This window comes from Streptomyces sp. NPDC029044 (assembly GCF_040637495.1).
Lineage (GTDB): Bacteria > Actinomycetota > Actinomycetes > Streptomycetales > Streptomycetaceae > Streptomyces.
The window spans coordinates 42118-58418 of record NZ_JBEZWN010000038.1 but is presented as its reverse complement, the minus strand read 5'-3'; the positions used below and the strand labels follow the sequence as shown (position 1 = coordinate 58418).

The window sequence follows — 16301 nt, the reverse complement described above, 5'->3', positions numbered from 1 at the left end:
GGGCCGATGAAGGGCGTTCACGCCGGGGAGGAGTCGCATCCGGGTGCTCGCCGGTCTGCACCCGGGCCCTGCCATACAGGGGTCATGATCACCCCCAGGACCGGCAAAGCCGTCAGCCGCCGGCGCTCACCGCGTAGCCGGGCACGGACGGCCACCGCACTGTCAGCACGACCGACTCCTCCTCGGCGACCCACGAGTGATCGACGCCGCGCCCCCACACGACGTAGTCCCCCTGCCGCTCCAGCAGCACGCTGCGCCCCGGGAGCTCCACCCGGAACCGCCCGCTGACCAGCACGAGCAGCGCGGTACGCGCCTCGCCCCGCACCCACTGCGCCCGCTCGTCACCAGGGGGATGCACGCCCCACTTGATCTCCACGTCCTCGCTGTGCCGCGGATCCCCGGCGTCCTTGAAGTGCCCGAGAATCCAGCCCCGGTCCAGCGCGGCGTCCGCACCGGCGTTGCCCACGTACACACGATCGTCCACGGGACCGGACGCTAACAGCCCCCATAACCGAGTGCCTGACGCCGCAGCGATGGTGTGTGATCAGGGCCATGACGATCGAGGTGGGCATCCCAGGGACCGGCGGCTTGGGCGAGGCCGTGGACGTGCTGCGGCAGTGGCAGGACGACGGAGCGCCGACGCAGCTGCATCCGGGAGACGTGGGCTGGTTCTGGCGGTTCGGCGCGGGGGCGACGGCCGCCGCGTTGCGTACCTGGAGCCGTGCCGGACGCATCCTCGCCGTCGGGCTGCTGGACGGTCCCGAGCTGCTGCGGCTGACGACGGCACCGGACGTCCGCCAGGACGAGGAGCTGGCGCGGCATCTGGTGGCGGACCTGACCGAGCCGGAGCGCGGCGTGCTGAAGGAGGGCGAGGCGTACGTCGAGGCGCCCGACGGCTCGCCGGTCCAGGAGCTGCTGTGCCAGGAGGGCTGGAGCATCGACGCGCCCTGGACGCCGCTGCGCCGCGACCTGACGGAGCCGGTGGAGGAGCCGGGCGTGCGGATCGAGGTGATCGGGCCGGAGCAGGCGTACGTGCGGGCCGCCGTACAGCGGGCCTCGTTCGACAGGTCCACGTTCACGGAGGACCACTGGCACGCGATGGCTGCCGGAGTGCCGTACGCCGACGCCCGGTGTCTGGTCGCCTACGACGGCCGGGGCGACGCCGTCGCGACGGTGACGGTGTGGTCGGCGGGTCCGGGGAAGCCCGGGGTGCTCGAGCCGATGGGCGTGCACCGGGACCATCGCGGGCAGGGCCACGGCAAGGCGATCACCGTCGCCGCGGCCGCCGCCCTGCGTGAGCTGGGCTCGTCGAGCGCGCTCGTGTGCACTCCGAGCTCCAACGCCGCCGCCGTCGCCACCTACCGGGCGGCCGGCTTCGCGTCCCTCCCCGAGGTCAGGGACCGACGCCGGGACGCGAGCTCGTCCCTGCGGTCCGGACCTAGTAGGGCGCCCGGAAGTTGATGTACCCCAGCAGCACGATCACCGCCGCCACACAGCCCAGCACCACGGCGGTCGAGACCCACGGGGAGCGGCGGCGGGAGCCGACGTGCTCGGGGTCGGCACGGAACGGTACCGGACCGGGCGGGTCGTGCTTCCAGCGCGCGGCGAGCATACGGGCCCGCGCCGAGGGCTCCTTGTGCTCGGCTCCGTCCGCCCATCTGAGGTCGAACTCGCGCTGCTGGTCGTCCTGTTCGTGATCCGCCATGCCCGCTCCACCCCGTGTGATCCTGCCCCCAGAATAGAACAAACGCCCGCGCTCCCGCTGTCGGAGACGACAGCGGGAGCGCGGGCGCGATGCCTAGATCAGGCGTCGATCGATCAGGCGTCGATCACACGTCGAAGTACAGCTCGAACTCGTGCGGGTGCGGACGCAGCTGGAGCGGCGCGATCTCGTTGGCACGCTTGTAGTCGATCCACGTCTCGATCAGGTCCGGGGTGAACACGTCACCCTGGAGCAGGAACTCGTGGTCGGCCTCCAGGCGGTCGAGGACGGCAGGGAGGGAGGTCGGCACCTGCGCGACGCTCGCGTGCTCCTCGGGGGCCAGCTCGTAGAGGTCCTTGTCGATCGGCTCGGCCGGCTCGATCTTGTTCTTGATGCCGTCGAGGCCCGCGAGGAGGAGGGCCGAGAAGGCGAGGTACGGGTTGCCGGAGGAGTCGGGCGCGCGGAACTCGACGCGCTTGGCCTTCGGGTTGGAGCCCGTGATCGGGATACGCATGGCCGCGGAGCGGTTGCGCTGCGAGTACACCAGGTTGATCGGCGCCTCGAAGCCCGGGACCAGACGGTGGTAGGAGTTCACCGTCGGGTTGGTGAAGGCCAGCAGCGACGGGGCGTGCTTGAGGATGCCGCCGATGTAGTAGCGGGCGGTGTCCGACAGGCCCGCGTAGCCGGCCTCGTCGTAGAACAGCGGCTGGCCGCCGGTCCACAGCGACTGGTGGACGTGCATGCCCGAGCCGTTGTCACCGAAGATCGGCTTCGGCATGAAGGTCGCGGTCTTGCCGTTCTGCCAGGCCACGTTCTTCACGATGTACTTGAAGAGCTGGAGGTCGTCGGCAGCGGCGAGCAGCGTGTTGAACTTGTAGTTGATCTCCGCCTGGCCGGCGGTGCCCACCTCGTGGTGCTGGCGCTCGACCTGGAGGCCGGAGGCGGCCAGCTGGAGGGAGATCTCGGCACGCAGGTCGGCGAAGTGGTCGACCGGCGGGGTCGGGAAGTAGCCGCCCTTGTAGCGGACCTTGTAACCACGGTTGTTCTCGACCGCACCGGTGTTCCAGGCGCCGGCCTCGGAGTCGATGTGGTAGAAGCTCTCGTTCGCCGAGGTGGAGAAACGGACCGAGTCGAAGACGTAGAACTCGGCCTCGGGACCGAAGTACGCGGTGTCCGCGATACCGGTCGACGCGAGGTAGGCCTCGGCCTTCTTCGCCACGTTGCGCGGGTCACGGGAGTACTGCTCGCCCGTGATCGGGTCGTGGATGAAGAAGTTGATGTTGACGGTCTTGTCGCGCCGGAACGGGTCGACCCGGGCGGTCGACAGGTCCGCGCGGAGCGCCATGTCGGACTCGTGGATGGCCTGGAAGCCGCGGATCGAGGAGCCGTCGAAGGCGAGCTCCTCGGCCGGGTCGAAGGCCTCGGCAGGGATCGTGAAGTGCTGCATCACGCCCGGCAGGTCGCAGAAGCGGACGTCGATGAACTTGACGTCCTCGTCCGCGATGAACTTCTTGGCCTCGTCGGCGTTCTGGAACATCCAGCTCCTCCTACTCCCGACCGTCCCGCCGGGGTGGTAGTTCGTTCGTGCGGCCAGTGCGGGTGGCACACGCTGACCTCGACCCTAGGGACGGGTGGTTTCTCGGGCGTGACTCATTTGTTTCGCACAAGTTAACCGGCTCACCCTCCACCGTAGCCCCGACGCACCCCGCCGTGCCCTGGTCATTTACGGGCGCAGTACCGTGGACGGGTGGACAACAGGCAAGCACTCGGATCGTGGCTTTCCGGGCCCCGCGCGGCCGCGGAAGAGGCCGGTGTCGACTTCGGATACCGGGGTGAGCAGCTCGGTCTGCCCGAGGAGGGCCCCGGCTCGATCGCCCGCCCGGGCCGCCGGCTCCTCGCCCTCGCGGTCGACTGGGGCCTGTGCCTCCTGATCGCATACGGTCTCATCACCCAGAGCTACAACGAGGCGGCCCAGATCTGGGCACCGCTCATCATGTTCGCGCTGATGGTCCTCACGGTCGGTTCGGTCGGCTTCACTCCGGGCAAGCGCCTGCTCGGCCTGCGGGTGCTCGCCCTGGACACCGGCCGGGTCAGCCCCTGGCGCGCCGCGCTGCGCACGGTGCTGCTCTTCCTCGCGATCCCCGCCCTGATCTGGGACCGTGACGGCCGCGGCCTGCACGACCGGCTGGCCGGTACGGTCGAGGTCCGCATCTGAGGCGAGCGCGACACGAGATGAACGAGGGGCGCCCGGAGTGATCCGGGCGCCCCTCGTTCATCTCGTGTGCGGTGTGTCAGCGAGCCTTCGGCCCGCCCTTCGGCAGCCGCATGCCCTTCGGCATCGGCCCCTTCGGCAGCGGCATGTTGCTCATCAGGTCACCGAGGGCGCGCAGCCGGTCGTTGGTGGCCGTGACCTGCGGGCCGGTCAGGACGCGCGGGAGCTTCAGCATGGTCGTCCGCAGCTTCTTCAGCTCGACCTGGCCCTCGCCCGTGCCCACGACCAGGTCGTGCACGGGGACGTCCGCGACGATGCGGTTCATCTTCCGCTTCTCGGCGGCCAGCAGGGTCTTCACCCGGTTCGGGTTGCCCTCGGCGACCAGCACGATGCCGGCCTTGCCGACCGCGCGGTGCACCACGTCCTGGTTGCGGTTCATCGCCACCGCGGGGGTGGTCGTCCAGCCCCGGCCGATGTTGTCGAGCACCGCCGCCGCGGCGCCGGGCTGTCCCTCCATCTGCCCGAAGGCGGCCCGCTCGGCCCGGCGCCCGAACACGATCGCCGACGCGAGGAAGGCGAGCAGGAGGCCCAGGATGCCGAGATAGATGGGGTGACCGATCAAGAAACCGATCGCGAGGAAGACACCGAAGGTGACGATTCCGACTGCCGCGAGTACAAGACCGATCTTCTTGTCGGCCCTACGGGTCATCTTGTAGGTCAGGGCGATCTGCTTCAGTCGCCCGGGGTTCGCAGCGTCCGCTGCAGGTTCCTTCCTCGCCATGCCACGCAGTCTACGTGGCCCCACAAGCGCCGACGACGGCAGTGCCCGCGGGGGCCCTGGGGGAGGGCCGGGGGTCAGGGGCGGACGGACAGGGACTGCTCGATGACGCGCTGCGTCTCGACCCGGTCCTTGGCGCGACGGCGGTCCTCCAGCACGGAGGTCCAGGCGTTGCGGCGGGCGGTGCGCTGACCGCTGCTCAGCAGCAGCGACTCGACGGCACGCAGTGCGGTCGTGAAGGACGGGATCGCGGTGGCGCGGACGGGCGGCGCGGCCTGCATGGGTGAGGTCCCCCCTCGGGATGGGTGTACGTGCTGTGAGTTCAGCGTCACTGATTGGTGTTACCAGGGCGTGACCGGCCGGTCAAACACCCATGAAGCCCTGGCGGGGAGCGGTGGAACGCCGACGCGGTCCTGACATGTGCCCTCATCTGCGAGGACGGTCAGGACCGCGTCAAATCGGTCACTACCGGCGAGTAGTCTCTTGTGCGCGAATTCACACGCTTGTCCCGCCCCGAGGTGGGCAGGGGGTGGTGACGATGCGTCAGACGGCCTGCGCCGCGATGTACCCGTCCCGCTTCTCGACGGCCATCTGGTACAGCCGTCCGGCCCGGTACGAGGAGCGCACCAGCGGCCCGGACATCACACCGGAGAAGCCGATCTGCTCGGCCTCCTCCTTCAGCTCCACGAACTCGTGCGGCTTCACCCAGCGCTCGACGGGGTGGTGGCGCACCGAGGGCCGCAGGTACTGCGTGATGGTGACCAGCTCGCAGCCCGCCTCGTGCAGCTGCTTGAGCGCGTCGCTGACCTCCTCGCGCGTCTCGCCCATGCCGAGGATGAGGTTCGACTTGGTGACCAGTCCGTAGTCGCGCGCCTCGGTGATGACCTTCAGGGAGCGCTCGTAGCGGAAGCCGGGGCGGATGCGCTTGAAGATCCGCGGGACCGTCTCGACGTTGTGCGCGAAGACCTCGGGACGGGAGGAGAAGACCTCTTCCAGCTGCTCCGGGACGGCGTTGAAGTCCGGGGCGAGCAGCTCGACCTTGGTGCGTCCGGCCTCGCGACCGGCCGTCTGCTGGTGGATCTGGCGCACGGTCTCGGCGTACAGCCAGGCGCCGCCGTCCTCCAGGTCGTCGCGGGCCACGCCGGTGATCGTGGCGTAGTTCAGGTCCATCGTGACCACGGACTCGCCGACCCGGCGGGGCTCGTCACGGTCGAGCGCCTCGGGCTTGCCGGTGTCGATCTGGCAGAAGTCGCAGCGCCGGGTGCACTGGTCGCCGCCGATCAGGAAGGTCGCCTCGCGGTCCTCCCAGCACTCGTAGATGTTCGGGCAGCCGGCTTCCTGGCAGACCGTGTGCAGGCCCTCGCTCTTCACCAGCTTCTGCATCGCGGTGTACTCGGGACCCATTTTCGCCCGGGTCTTGATCCACTCGGGCTTGCGCTCGATGGGGGTCTGGCTGTTGCGGACCTCCAGGCGCAGCATCTTGCGTCCGTCGGGTGCGACTGCGGACACGACCGGCTCCCTAGCGATTGATTCTTCGGCGTCCTCAAGGGTACGCCCGTTGATTTGAAAGCTCGCGGGGCGTCAACCCCTCCAGCTCCCGCGCGGGCCGATTTATGCCGCCGGCGTCTTCTCGATCTCCCGCGGCTTCAGGTCCGCGTTCTCCAGGACCTCCGTCAGGTGGCGCTCCACCACCGGCAGGACCTCCTCGATCGTCACGTCCCGGCCGAGCTCGCCCGCCAGCGAGGCCACGCCCGCGTCGCGGATGCCGCACGGGATGATCCGGTCGAACCACTTGTTGTCCGGGTTCACGTTGAGCGCGAAACCGTGCATGGTGACGCCCTTGGCCACGCGGATGCCGATCGCTGCGATCTTGCGGTCCTCCCGGCGCTGGCCCGCGTTGGACGGCGCGTACTCCGGGCCGTTCATCCGCGGGTCGAACTCCTCGTCGTGCAGCCGGGGGTCGAAGTCCAGCGCCAGTCCTCCGAGCGCGGGGCGCTGCTCGACGGGGTCGCCCAGGATCCAGACGCCGCTGCGGCCCTCGACCCGGCTGGTCTCCAGGCCGAACTCCGCGCAGGTACGGATCAGTGCCTCTTCCAGGCGGCGTACGTGCGCCACGACGTCCACCGGGCGCGGGAGCTTCTGGATCGGGTAGCCCACCAGCTGGCCCGGGCCGTGCCAGGTGATCTTGCCGCCGCGGTCGACGTCGATGACGGGGGTGCCGTCGAGGGGCCGCTCGTTGTCCGCCGTGCGCCGTCCGGCCGTGTAGACCGGAGGGTGCTCCAGGAGCAGCACGGTGTCGGGGATCTCGTCGGCGAAGCGCGCCGCGTGCACCCGGCGCTGCTCGTCCCACGCCTCCTGGTACTCGACGGCCTCGTCACCGAACCCCATGCGGACGAACCGCAACTCACTCACGGCAAGCGCCTCCCTCGGACGGGTGTATCAGGCACGTAGCGCGCCCAAGCCACTGTACGTCCGGCCCGGACACGTCAGTCCCGGGGCCAATCCTCACACGATCGGATGAATGTCCGGGAAAATGTGTGATGGGGTGCTTACTCTCCGCTACATTCGCGCCGTCCAGCAAGCCAAAAGGCCTGCTCACAGGCAATCCGGCACATCACCAACACCGGAAGGCAGGAGACCGCACCGCACCATGACGGAACGACCCGCGCAGCGCACCCCCAACCGACAGCTCGCCGCGCTCATCGCAGAAGCGGGGTTCTCCAACGCGGGACTCGCCCGTCGCGTGGACCAGCTCGGTCTCGAACACGGGCTTGATCTGAGATACGACAAGACCTCCGTCACCCGGTGGCTGCGCGGTCAGCAGCCCAGGGGCACCACCCCCGCCCTGATCGCCGAGGTCTTCACCCGGCGCCTCGGCCGCCGTCTGACCGCCCAGGACCTCGGCCTGGACGCCTGCGCCCCGGTCTACGCGGGGCTGGAGTTCGCCGCCACCCCCGAGGAGGCCGTCGACATCGTCAGCGGGCTGTGGCGCAAGGACTCCGGCAGCCACGCCGAGCTCCGCAAGATCGCCTTCACCCCGGCCGGGCTCGTCGTGCCCAGCCGCGACTGGCTCATCGGCCGGGCCGACGAGAAGGTCGCCCGGGGCGAGCCGGCCCCTGCCCGCATCCCGGTCCAGGGCCGCCCCGCCCTGCGCCCCACGGGCCCGGCCGAGCCGGGGGTGCCGTCCCTGCCCCGCCAGCGCGGCCAGGCCGAACGCGGACCCGGCCAGAAGGTCACCGCCGGCGACATCGCCGCCCTGCGCTCGGTCGGCGAGCTGTTCCGCACCCTCGACGACGCCTACGGCGGCGGTCACGCCCGCCAGGCCCTCGTGCGCTACCTGGAGCACGAGTGCGAGCCCATGCTGCGCGGCACCTACGGCGAGCAGACCGGCCGCCGGCTGTTCGCCGCCGCCGCGGACCTGACCCGGCTCGCGGGCTGGACGTCGTACGACATCGCCGCGCACGGACTCGCCCAGCGCTACTTCGTGCAGGCCCTGCGGCTCGCCCAGGCGGCCGGGGACCGCACGTACGGGGCCTATGTGCTGGTCACCATGAGCCGCCAGGCCGTCTACCTCGGGCACGGGCGGGAGGCCGTCCAGCTCGCCCGGGTGGCCCAGCAGGGCGTCGGCACCTCCGGGCCGCCCGTCGTGCAGGCCCTGCTGCACGCCTCCGAGGCGCGCGGGCACGGGGTGCTCGGCGAGGTCCGGGCCTGCACCGCCGCCCTGGTCCGCGCGGAACGCGCCCTGGAGACGGCCCGGCCCGGGGACGACGTCCCGCACTGGGCGAAGTTCTTCGACGAGGCCCAGCTCGCCGACGAGTTCGGCCACTGCCACCGCGACCTCCAGCAGTTCCGCGCCGCCGCCCAGCACGCGGAACGCTCACTCCAGCTGCGGGCCCCCTCCTTCGCCCGCAGCCGCCTCTTCTGCCGCGTGGTCCTCGCCACCGCCCGCCTGGGCCTCGGCGAACTCGACCAGGCCTGCCAGCTGGCCGCGGAAGCGGCGGGTCAGGCCGCGGAGATGCGCTCGGTGCGGGCGGTGGAGTACGTCAGGGACTTCGAGCGCCGCCTGGAGCCCTACAAGGACGCGGCTCCGGTGCGGACTTACCGCGACAAGGTAGCGGCCTTGGGGTGAGGTTGTTCGGCGGCGCGGGGCTGTATCGATGTGCGGCTCCGCCGCGCGGGCGCGAACAACCCCCACGCACCCGCACCAGACGAACGACCTACGCAGCCCTCGGAACAGTCGGCACGGGGTCGGCGACATGCATCGACCGCCCCGCCCCCAAGTCCGCCAGGATCGCCGCCGACGCCCGGTGTCCGGAGTGCAGAGCGCCCTGGACCGTACTGGTGTCCCGGTGATCCCCACACACATACAGTCCGGCGATCAACCGCACCGGCCGCCGCAGATCATGCGGCGGCCGCATCGCCGGCACGGCCTCGGCCGTGTGGTGCACGGCCAGCGTCTCCCACCGCGCCGTCGGTACCCCGTACAGCCGCGCCAGATGCATCCGCACCGCGGTGTCGACATCGCCCGGCGGCGGTCCCAGCACCGTCGACGACACCAGCGCCCGTCCGGCCGGCGCCCGGGTCGGATCGACGAGGCTGACCACCGCCGTGTGCGCGACCGGCCCGCCGAGATCCGCGTCGAGCAGCAGTGACGCCCCCGTGCCCGGCGGCTCGTCGGTCGTGTGGTGCACCACCGTCACCGGGTGGAACTCCGGCACCCGCAGGCCGGGCAGCAGGTCCGCGGCGGCCCGCGCGCCCGTCGCCACCAGGACCGCCCGGCACCGGATCTCACCGTGCTCCGCGGTGGTCACCGAGGTCGTCGACACGGAGGTGACGCGGACGCCGGTGTGCACCGTGCCCGGCGGCAGCGTGCGCGCCAGCAGCTCCGGCAGGGCGTCGGCGCCGCCCTCCGGCAGACACAGCCGGCCCCGGGCGAAGGCGCGCAGGGCGAGGTCCGCGCACCGGCTGGACGTCGTCAGACCCGGGTCGCACAGCAGCGCGGCGAGCAGCGGACGCAGGAAACCGTCGATCGTACGCGCGGGCAGACCGCGCGCCGCCAGGGCCTCACCGGCGGGCAGCTCCGGGCGGGACAGCAGCCGTTCGGCGGGGGTCCCTGCCAGGCGGGACAGAGCGGCCCCCAGCCGGGCCTGGTCGACGGCCGTGCCGAGCGGAGCACCGGACCGGCTCCTGGGGACGGAGACCTGCCGGCCGGGCACGGCCACCGGCCTCCTGGGCGGCCTCGGTGCGGACGGCGGCCGGGGAGCACTCGCCAGCGTGCGTACCGCGTGCAGTGCGCCCCGTGCGCCCCCCGCGCCCGGCTGGACGCCGGCGCGATGATGGCGTCCGTCGCCGTGCAGCAGGACACCGGGTGTGAAGGGCCGCAGCGCCAGCCCGTCCAGACCGGGTGTCAGCCGTAGTTCGGGATACGCCGTGGACAGCAACTGGCCGATCCGGTCGAGCCGGAAGCCGTCGACCTTCTCCGTCGCCATGCGGCCGCCGACCCCGTGGGCGGCCTCCAGGACCATGGTCGTCACTCCTGCGCTGGTCAGCCGGTGCGCGGCCGAGAGTCCGGCGACCCCGGCCCCCACGACGACCACGTCCGCCTGGTACGCGGGCTCAAGCACGTGCCCCTCCTCGAGGTTGCGCGGGCGCTGGAGACGTCATGCCCTCAACAGGCCGCAGGGATACGCGAGTTCTGGTCGAGGGTAGGACCGTGATCGGTCAGCGGGAGTCGCGCATCGGCAGGGCACGGTCGCACGGCGGTCGCATACGGACGCCTTGTGGGCATGAAGTGGTCGCAGGAGGCTGGTGTGCGGCGCGAACGAGCTGTCTCGGAACGGCCGGTCGGATCCCGGACAGACGGCCGGTCCGCGCCGCCGCCGTCGCCGACGCGCACCGCGAGGCACCGCCGGGGTCCGGCCCCGCAGGCCGGGGAGGCGTCACAACGCCGCCCGGACCGCTCCCTCGATCTCCGGGAAGGCGAACCGGAAGCCCGACTCCAGCAGCCGCGTCGGCAGCACCCGCGCACTGCCGAGGACGTCCCCGGCCATCTCGCCGAGCACCGTCCGCAGGACGGCCGCGGGCACCGGGAACAGGGTCGGGCGGTGCAGCACGCGCCCCATCGCCGCCGTGATCTCACGGTTCGTCACGGGGTGCGGGGCGGTGACGTTGAACGGCCCGGACAGGCCGTCGGTGTCGATCAGATGCCGGATCGCGGCGACCTCGTCGTGCAGCGCGACGAACGACCAGTACTGCCTTCCGTCGCCCATCCGCCCGCCGGCCCCCGCCCGGAACAGCGGGAACAGCCGCCCCCAGGCGCCGCCCTCGCGGGACACGACAAGACCGGTCCGGGTGAACACCGTGCGGACACCGGCCTCCTGGGCGGGTGCGGTGGCCCCCTCCCACTCGACGCACAGCTCGGGCAGGAAGCCCTCACCCGCCGGTGCGCTCTCGTCGACCGTGCGCTGTCCCGTCTCGCCGTAGTAGCCGATGGCGCTGCCGTTCACGAAGACCTGCGGCCGGTCCTTAGCGCCCAGCGACGCGACCGCCTCGGCGAGGGCCGCCGTGCCGTTCACCCGGCTGTCGCGGATCCGCCGCTTGTAGGCATCCGTCCAGCGCCGGTTGCCGACCCCGGCCCCGGCCAGGTTCACCACCGCATGACACCCGGCCAGCCCGGCCGTGTCCACACGCCCGCCCTCGGGATCCCAGCGGATCTCCCCGGCCGAGCGGGGCGTGCCGCGCACCAGGCGGCGCACCTCGTGTCCGTCGGCGGTCAGGGACCGCACCAGGGCGCTGCCGATGAGCCCGGACGCACCCGCCACCGCGATTCTTGAACGTTCCATGAACCCATCCTGCCGCGCTGCTCCGTAAAACCACTGCAAGGCCCTGATCCGCTCGCCGTAGGGTGACGCCCATGCCCGAGCTCCCCGCACCGCACATCCGCACCGCCCGGCCCGACGACGACGGCGAGCTGGCGCTGCTCGACCGGCTCGCCTGGTCGCACCTGCACGCGGTGACGCCCGAGCCCCAGCCGCCCTACGCTCCCTTCTTCAGCGAGCGGCACACCCCCGAGGACTGCCTGGTCGCCGAGCTCGACGGCCGTCTCGCGGGCTACGTCCACCTCGGTTTCCCCACACCGCTCGACTCGAACCGGCACGTCCGCCAGATCCAGGGTCTCGCCGTCGCCGAGGAGGCACGTGGCCGTGGCGTCGGCCGGGCGCTGGTCAGGGCCGCCGTCGAGGCGTCCCGCCGGCGCGGCGCGCGCCGTATCACCCTGCGGGTCCTCGGGCACAACACCAAGGCCCGGGCGCTCTACGAGGCCGAGGGGTTCGTGGTCGAGGGCGTCCTGCCCGAGGAGTTCCTGCTCGACGGGGCGTACGTCGACGACGTGATCATGGGGCGCGTCCTGTGAGCCGGAGCTAGGCCGTGTCCGACCTAGGGCCCCCTGCCCGAGCGAAGCCGAGAGCTTGGGGGAGCGTGCCGGCCCCGGCCCTCGCGGGGCAGGCGGGACCCCGCGGAAACCCGCTAGGACGCGGCCAGCTCGCCCGTGTCCACCGGGGCCGTCGCCGTCGCTGCGTCGCGTGCGTCGGAGGCGACCTCGTCCGCCGTCAGCACGTAGCCCGTCTCGGCGTCCGTGGTGGAGCGGGCGAAGACCACGCCGAAGACCCGGCCGTCCGTGGTGAGCAGCGGGCCGCCGGAGTTGCCCGGGCGGACGGTGGAGCGGATCGAGTAGATCTCCCGGGTGGCCGTCCCGTCGTTGTAGATGTTCTGGCCCGTCGCCCGCACCCGGTTCGCGACCGTCGCCGCCTGGAGGTTCAGGTCGCCGTCCTCCGGATAGCCCGCGACCACCGCCGAGTCGCCCCGCTCGGCGTCGTCGTCGAAGCGCAGCACGGGCGCCTTCAGCCCCGGCACGTACAGCACGGCCACGTCCTTCTGCGGGTCGAAGAGCACCACCCGCGCCTCGTACGTCCGTCCGACCCCGCCTATCTGCACGGTCGGCTCGTCGATGCCCGCCACCACGTGGGCGTTGGTCATCACGTGCTCCCGGGAGTACACGAACCCGCTGCCCTCGCGGCCCTGCGTGCCCGCCACGCCCTCGACCTTCACGGTGCTCCGCTTGGCGGCGTCGGTCGCGGCGGCGGTGACACTGTCGCCGGTGGGTTTGGCGACCTCGGCCGTCGACTCGTTCTCGAAGGGGTTGAAGACCTGCGGGAAGCCCGCCTGCGTCAAAGCGGACGTGGCCCCCGAGAACCAGGCCGGGGTCGTGTCCGGCATCGTGCGCTGCACGGCGCCGAGCAGGCGTGAGTCCCGGATGGCCGAGGTGACCAGCGGCGACGAGGACGCGCCCAGGACGCTCGCGGCCACCCACGCCACGATCAGCACGGCCACCGCGTTAGCCACGGCCCCGCCGATCCCGTCCGCCACTCTGAGCGGCCCCCGGTCCAGCTCCCTCCGCAGCCGCAGCGCGAGACGCCCCGCCAGTTCGTGCCCCACGACCGCCGGGAGCAGCACCGTGAACACCGCCGTCAGCGTCGCCCGCGTCGTCCCCGGCTCGACCAGGCCCATCACCCACGGCAGGACCCACACGCCGACGACCGCACCGCCCACGAAGCCCGCCAGCGACACGCAGCCGGCCACCAGCCCGCGCCGGTAGCCGGACGCTGCGTAGGCCAGGACGACCAGCAACAGCAGGATGTCGAGCAGGTCCACGCACGCCGCCTTTCTCTCGGAACCCCTTAATACGCGGGGGGAGGGCCCGGTGATCAGTCACACGCGCACGCGATGATCGGAATCGGCCACGCGGGCGTGCATTCGGAAAAACGTCGCGGACCGTGACGATGGTTCCACCGGGTGGCACATCACACATCGCGGACGGACCCGATCAGGCCGACAGTGGGACCATGCGTGTCTTCCGAAGACGGCGGGGCACACGCAGGCACTCCGCCGACGGGACACCCGGCACAGCCGGCCTGCCGCGCGCGGCCCGGGTCCTGCTCGGCTGCCTCCCGGGCGTCGCCGCCGTCGTGGCGCTGGTCCTGTGCGCCCACGGCGTCGAGAACGCCGCCGAGACCGGCTCCGACGCCGCCCCGCCCCGCTCCGAAGCCACGCCCTACAGCGCACCGCGCCCGTCCGTCGTACCGAGGGCGCACTGGCTGGGCGACGCCGCCCGCGCGCAGCCCCGCCCGCGCTACGACGACCGGGTCGCCGCCGTCTTCGTCCACCACACCGACTCGCCCAACGGCTACGACTGCGCCGACGCGCCGCGCATCATCCGGGACCTCTACACCGGCCAGACCGGTACCCGTGACTGGGACGACATCGGCTACAACTTCGTCGTCGACCGCTGCGGCACCATCTACGAGGGCCGCGCCGGGGGCGTGGAGCGCGCCGTCACCGGCGCCCACACCCAGGGCTTCAACCACCGCACCGCCGGCATCGCCGCCCTCGGCACCTTCACCGAGGGCATGCCCGTCCCGCGGCCCATGGTCCGCGCGATCGCCGCGCTGTCCGCCTGGAAACTGGGCCTGAGCGGCACCGACCCGCGCTCGCACGTCCGTCTGGTCTCCAGCAACGGCCTGAGCCGGTACGCGGCCGGCTCCACCGCCCGCCTGCCCGCCCTCGCCGGCCACAACGACGGCTACATGACCAGCTGCCCGGGCGCCGCCCTGCACGCCCGCCTGCCCGAGATCAGACAGCTCGCGGCCCGTCTCCAGGGCCGGCCGGACGGCCCGCAGCGAGGCCACAGCGAACGCGCGGCGTCCTGAGATCCCGGCTGCCTACGGTCGTCCCCACAGCCGGCCGACCGAAGGCGGGGACCATGAACAACGGTCGTAGCAGGACTCCGGGAGACGCGGACGTGCGGGCGGGGAGCACCCGCGGCCCCTGGGCGGTGCTCTGCGCGGTCGTGACCGTCGTCCTGGGCCCGGCCGCGGTCACCGCCTGCGCCCTCGGCCAGGCCAACGCCGCTCCGATGCACCACGCGGTGCGGGCCGGTCAGACGCACGCGGAGCGCCCGTCCGGCACCAGCCGCCGCCGGGCCGCCTGATCAACCCCTGAAGCGCTCCCACAGCCGGGGGTAGCGCTCGGCGAGCAGCGCCTCGTTCTCGAAGTCGAGCGGTGTGCCCTCCGGCTCGGGGGGCGCCGGCGCGATCTCCAGATCGGGGGCGACCACCCCGGTGAGCTGCTCGTAGGCCTCGTCCGCCGCGTAACCGAGCTCCTCGCCGTCGCCGTCGATCTCCTCGTCGAAGTCGTCCAGCAGACCGGCGAGCGCGTCCGGGTCGTGCACGGCGCCTTCGAACACCTCGCGGCCCTGGCCGATCAGCCAGCACCGGAAGAAGTCGAAGGCGTCGTCGCTCGCCCCGTCGAGCAGCACCCAGGCAGCGCCCCACAGGTCCCAGCGGTAGGCGCGGTTGTAACGGGACTCGAAGTGACGGGCGAAGTCCAGGACCGAGTCCGGGTCCAGCTGGGCGAGCCGGTCCACGAGCAGGTCGGCCTGCTCCTCCGGGTCGCCTTCGGCTGCCTCCCGGGCGTCGTCCACCAGCTCCCAGAACTCCGTCTCGTCCATCACGGGTCAAGCATCGGCCCTGGGACACAGGGCCGCACCCGGAGTGCGCGGGATCGTTATGCGCCTCACTCGGGCCGGTAGAGCCGGGCCAGCCGCTCCGCGTCGGCGGCGAACCGCTCGCGCAGACCCGCCGGCTCCAGCACCTCCGCCTCCGGGCCCAGCGCCGCCAGCTGGGTGTGGGCGACCTCCTCGGACTCCACCGGCAGGTCCACCGTCACCCAGCCGCCCTCGTCCGGGGCGCCCGCGTCCGCCAGGGCCTCCCGGGCGGTCAGCGCGTCCAGGGCGTACGGCAGTGCGCGCACGCCGTCGGGGGACAGCCGCACCACGACCCGCGTCCGCAGGATGGACCGCGCGAACTGTTCCGCCCGCTCCTCCCAGAACGCGGGCAGGTCGAAGTCCGGCTCCCGCTCGAAGCGCTCACCGTCCGCGTCCACCGCCGTGAACCGGTCGATCCGGTACACCCGGAAGGACCCACCCCGGGCCACCCGCGCGCACAGGTACCAGACGCCCGCCTTCAGCACGAGCCCGTACGGCTCCAGCTCCCGGACGACCTCGTCCTCCCCGCGACGGTAGCGGGCGGCGATCCGCCGGTCGTCCCACACCGCGTCGGCGACGGCGGGCAGCAGGGCCGGCGTCTTGGGCTCCTTGAACCAGCTCGGCGCGTCCAGGTGGAACCGCTGGGCGGCCGACCTGGACGCGTCCCGGAGGGAGGGCAGCAGCGCCGCCGACACCTTCAGCCGAGCCGCCGACGCCGCGTCCTCCAGGCCCATCTCGCGCAGCGCCCCCGGCACCCCGGACAGGAACAACGCCTCGGCCTCGCCGCGGTGCAGCCCGGTCAGCCGCGTCCGGTACCCGCCGATCAGCCGGTAGCCACCGGCCCGTCCCCGGTCCGCGTACACCGGCACGCCCGCCTCCGACAGCGCCTGCGCGTCCCGGGTGACGGTCCGCTCCGACACCTCCAGCTCACGGGCGAGTTCGGCGGCGGTCATGGAAGGCCGGGACTGGAGGAGCAGCACCATCTTGATCAGCCGGGCAGCACGCATGG

Annotated in this window: 18 protein-coding genes; 6 read left to right on the top strand and 12 right to left on the bottom strand. The window is 72.3% G+C overall.

What is annotated here, in order from left to right; genetic code table 11:
* Nucleotides 1-112: 112 nt before the first annotated feature.
* Nucleotides 113-484: a signal peptidase I gene (locus AB0E85_RS26415; protein WP_361931831.1), complete on the bottom strand. Its 372-nt coding sequence runs from the start codon at nt 482-484 to the stop codon at nt 113-115.
* A 68-nt stretch (nt 485-552) separates the two neighbouring features.
* Between AB0E85_RS26415 and AB0E85_RS26410 the strand changes: the two genes are divergently transcribed.
* A complete protein-coding gene (locus AB0E85_RS26410) occupies nt 553-1461 on the top strand; it encodes a GNAT family N-acetyltransferase (protein WP_361931828.1) in 909 nt (302 codons plus the stop codon).
* On the opposite strand, the gene AB0E85_RS26405 is transcribed toward AB0E85_RS26410, so the two are convergent.
* Together AB0E85_RS26405 and glnA are read right to left on the bottom strand one after the other, a co-directional pair.
* Nucleotides 1439-1705: a hypothetical protein gene (locus tag AB0E85_RS26405; RefSeq protein ID WP_361931825.1), complete on the bottom strand. Its 267-nt coding sequence runs from the start codon at nt 1703-1705 to the stop codon at nt 1439-1441. The genes AB0E85_RS26410 and AB0E85_RS26405 overlap by 23 nt on opposite strands.
* Nucleotides 1706-1829: 124 nt before the next feature.
* Complete coding sequence (glnA, locus tag AB0E85_RS26400; RefSeq protein WP_361931822.1) at nt 1830-3239, bottom strand: type I glutamate--ammonia ligase; 1410 nt, start codon at nt 3237-3239, stop codon at nt 1830-1832.
* Nucleotides 3240-3449: 210 nt separating this feature from the next.
* Between glnA and AB0E85_RS26395 the strand changes: the two genes are divergently transcribed.
* On the top strand, nt 3450-3917 hold the full coding sequence (locus AB0E85_RS26395; protein ID WP_361931819.1) for an RDD family protein: 468 nt from the start codon (nt 3450-3452) through the stop codon (nt 3915-3917).
* Between the two features lie 76 nt (nt 3918-3993).
* Here AB0E85_RS26395 and AB0E85_RS26390 read toward each other — a convergent pair whose 3' ends face one another.
* From AB0E85_RS26390 to lipB, 4 genes are all read right to left on the bottom strand, one after another.
* Entirely contained in the window at nt 3994-4695 is a 702-nt protein-coding gene (locus AB0E85_RS26390; RefSeq protein ID WP_033312590.1) for a DUF4191 domain-containing protein, read from the bottom strand.
* Nucleotides 4696-4769: 74 nt separating this feature from the next.
* Nucleotides 4770-4973, bottom strand: a complete 204-nt coding sequence (locus AB0E85_RS26385) for a hypothetical protein (protein WP_361931815.1) — start codon at nt 4971-4973, stop codon at nt 4770-4772.
* Nucleotides 4974-5235: 262 nt separating this feature from the next.
* A complete protein-coding gene (gene lipA, locus AB0E85_RS26380; protein WP_184556766.1) occupies nt 5236-6201 on the bottom strand; it encodes a lipoyl synthase in 966 nt (321 codons plus the stop codon).
* Between the two features lie 102 nt (nt 6202-6303).
* The gene (gene lipB, locus AB0E85_RS26375; protein WP_361931811.1) at nt 6304-7104 is read right to left on the bottom strand and encodes a lipoyl(octanoyl) transferase LipB; all 801 of its coding nucleotides are present in this window, start codon (nt 7102-7104) and stop codon (nt 6304-6306) included.
* 238 nt (nt 7105-7342) lie between these two features.
* On the opposite strand from lipB, the gene AB0E85_RS26370 reads away from it, so the two are divergent.
* Nucleotides 7343-8821 carry a regulator gene (locus AB0E85_RS26370; protein WP_361931808.1) on the top strand — a complete coding sequence of 493 codons (1479 nt, stop codon included), beginning with the start codon at nt 7343-7345 and terminating at the stop codon, nt 8819-8821.
* A gap of 88 nt (nt 8822-8909) precedes the next feature.
* On the opposite strand, the gene AB0E85_RS26365 is transcribed toward AB0E85_RS26370, so the two are convergent.
* The gene (locus AB0E85_RS26365) at nt 8910-10316 is read right to left on the bottom strand and encodes an NAD(P)/FAD-dependent oxidoreductase (RefSeq protein WP_361931805.1); all 1407 of its coding nucleotides are present in this window, start codon (nt 10314-10316) and stop codon (nt 8910-8912) included.
* A gap of 315 nt (nt 10317-10631) precedes the next feature.
* Entirely contained in the window at nt 10632-11534 is a 903-nt protein-coding gene (locus tag AB0E85_RS26360; RefSeq protein ID WP_361931802.1) for a TIGR01777 family oxidoreductase, read from the bottom strand.
* Nucleotides 11535-11605: 71 nt separating this feature from the next.
* Here AB0E85_RS26360 and AB0E85_RS26355 point away from each other — a divergent pair, with 71 nt between their 5' ends.
* A complete protein-coding gene (locus AB0E85_RS26355) occupies nt 11606-12103 on the top strand; it encodes a GNAT family N-acetyltransferase (protein ID WP_361931799.1) in 498 nt (165 codons plus the stop codon).
* Between the two features lie 113 nt (nt 12104-12216).
* On the opposite strand, the gene AB0E85_RS26350 is transcribed toward AB0E85_RS26355, so the two are convergent.
* Entirely contained in the window at nt 12217-13401 is a 1185-nt protein-coding gene (locus AB0E85_RS26350; protein ID WP_361931797.1) for a MarP family serine protease, read from the bottom strand.
* 191 nt (nt 13402-13592) lie between these two features.
* On the opposite strand from AB0E85_RS26350, the gene AB0E85_RS26345 reads away from it, so the two are divergent.
* Complete coding sequence (locus AB0E85_RS26345; protein ID WP_361931794.1) at nt 13593-14456, top strand: peptidoglycan recognition protein; 864 nt, start codon at nt 13593-13595, stop codon at nt 14454-14456.
* Nucleotides 14457-14509: 53 nt separating this feature from the next.
* A complete protein-coding gene (locus AB0E85_RS26340) occupies nt 14510-14737 on the top strand; it encodes a hypothetical protein (RefSeq protein WP_361931792.1) in 228 nt (75 codons plus the stop codon).
* Here the strand turns inward: AB0E85_RS26340 and AB0E85_RS26335 are convergent, their stop codons facing one another.
* Together AB0E85_RS26335 and AB0E85_RS26330 are read right to left on the bottom strand one after the other, a co-directional pair.
* The gene (locus AB0E85_RS26335; protein WP_181361285.1) at nt 14738-15259 is read right to left on the bottom strand and encodes a DUF4240 domain-containing protein; all 522 of its coding nucleotides are present in this window, start codon (nt 15257-15259) and stop codon (nt 14738-14740) included.
* A 62-nt stretch (nt 15260-15321) separates the two neighbouring features.
* Nucleotides 15322-16299, bottom strand: a complete 978-nt coding sequence (locus AB0E85_RS26330) for a WYL domain-containing protein (RefSeq protein WP_361931790.1) — start codon at nt 16297-16299, stop codon at nt 15322-15324.
* Nucleotides 16300-16301 lie beyond the last annotated feature (2 nt).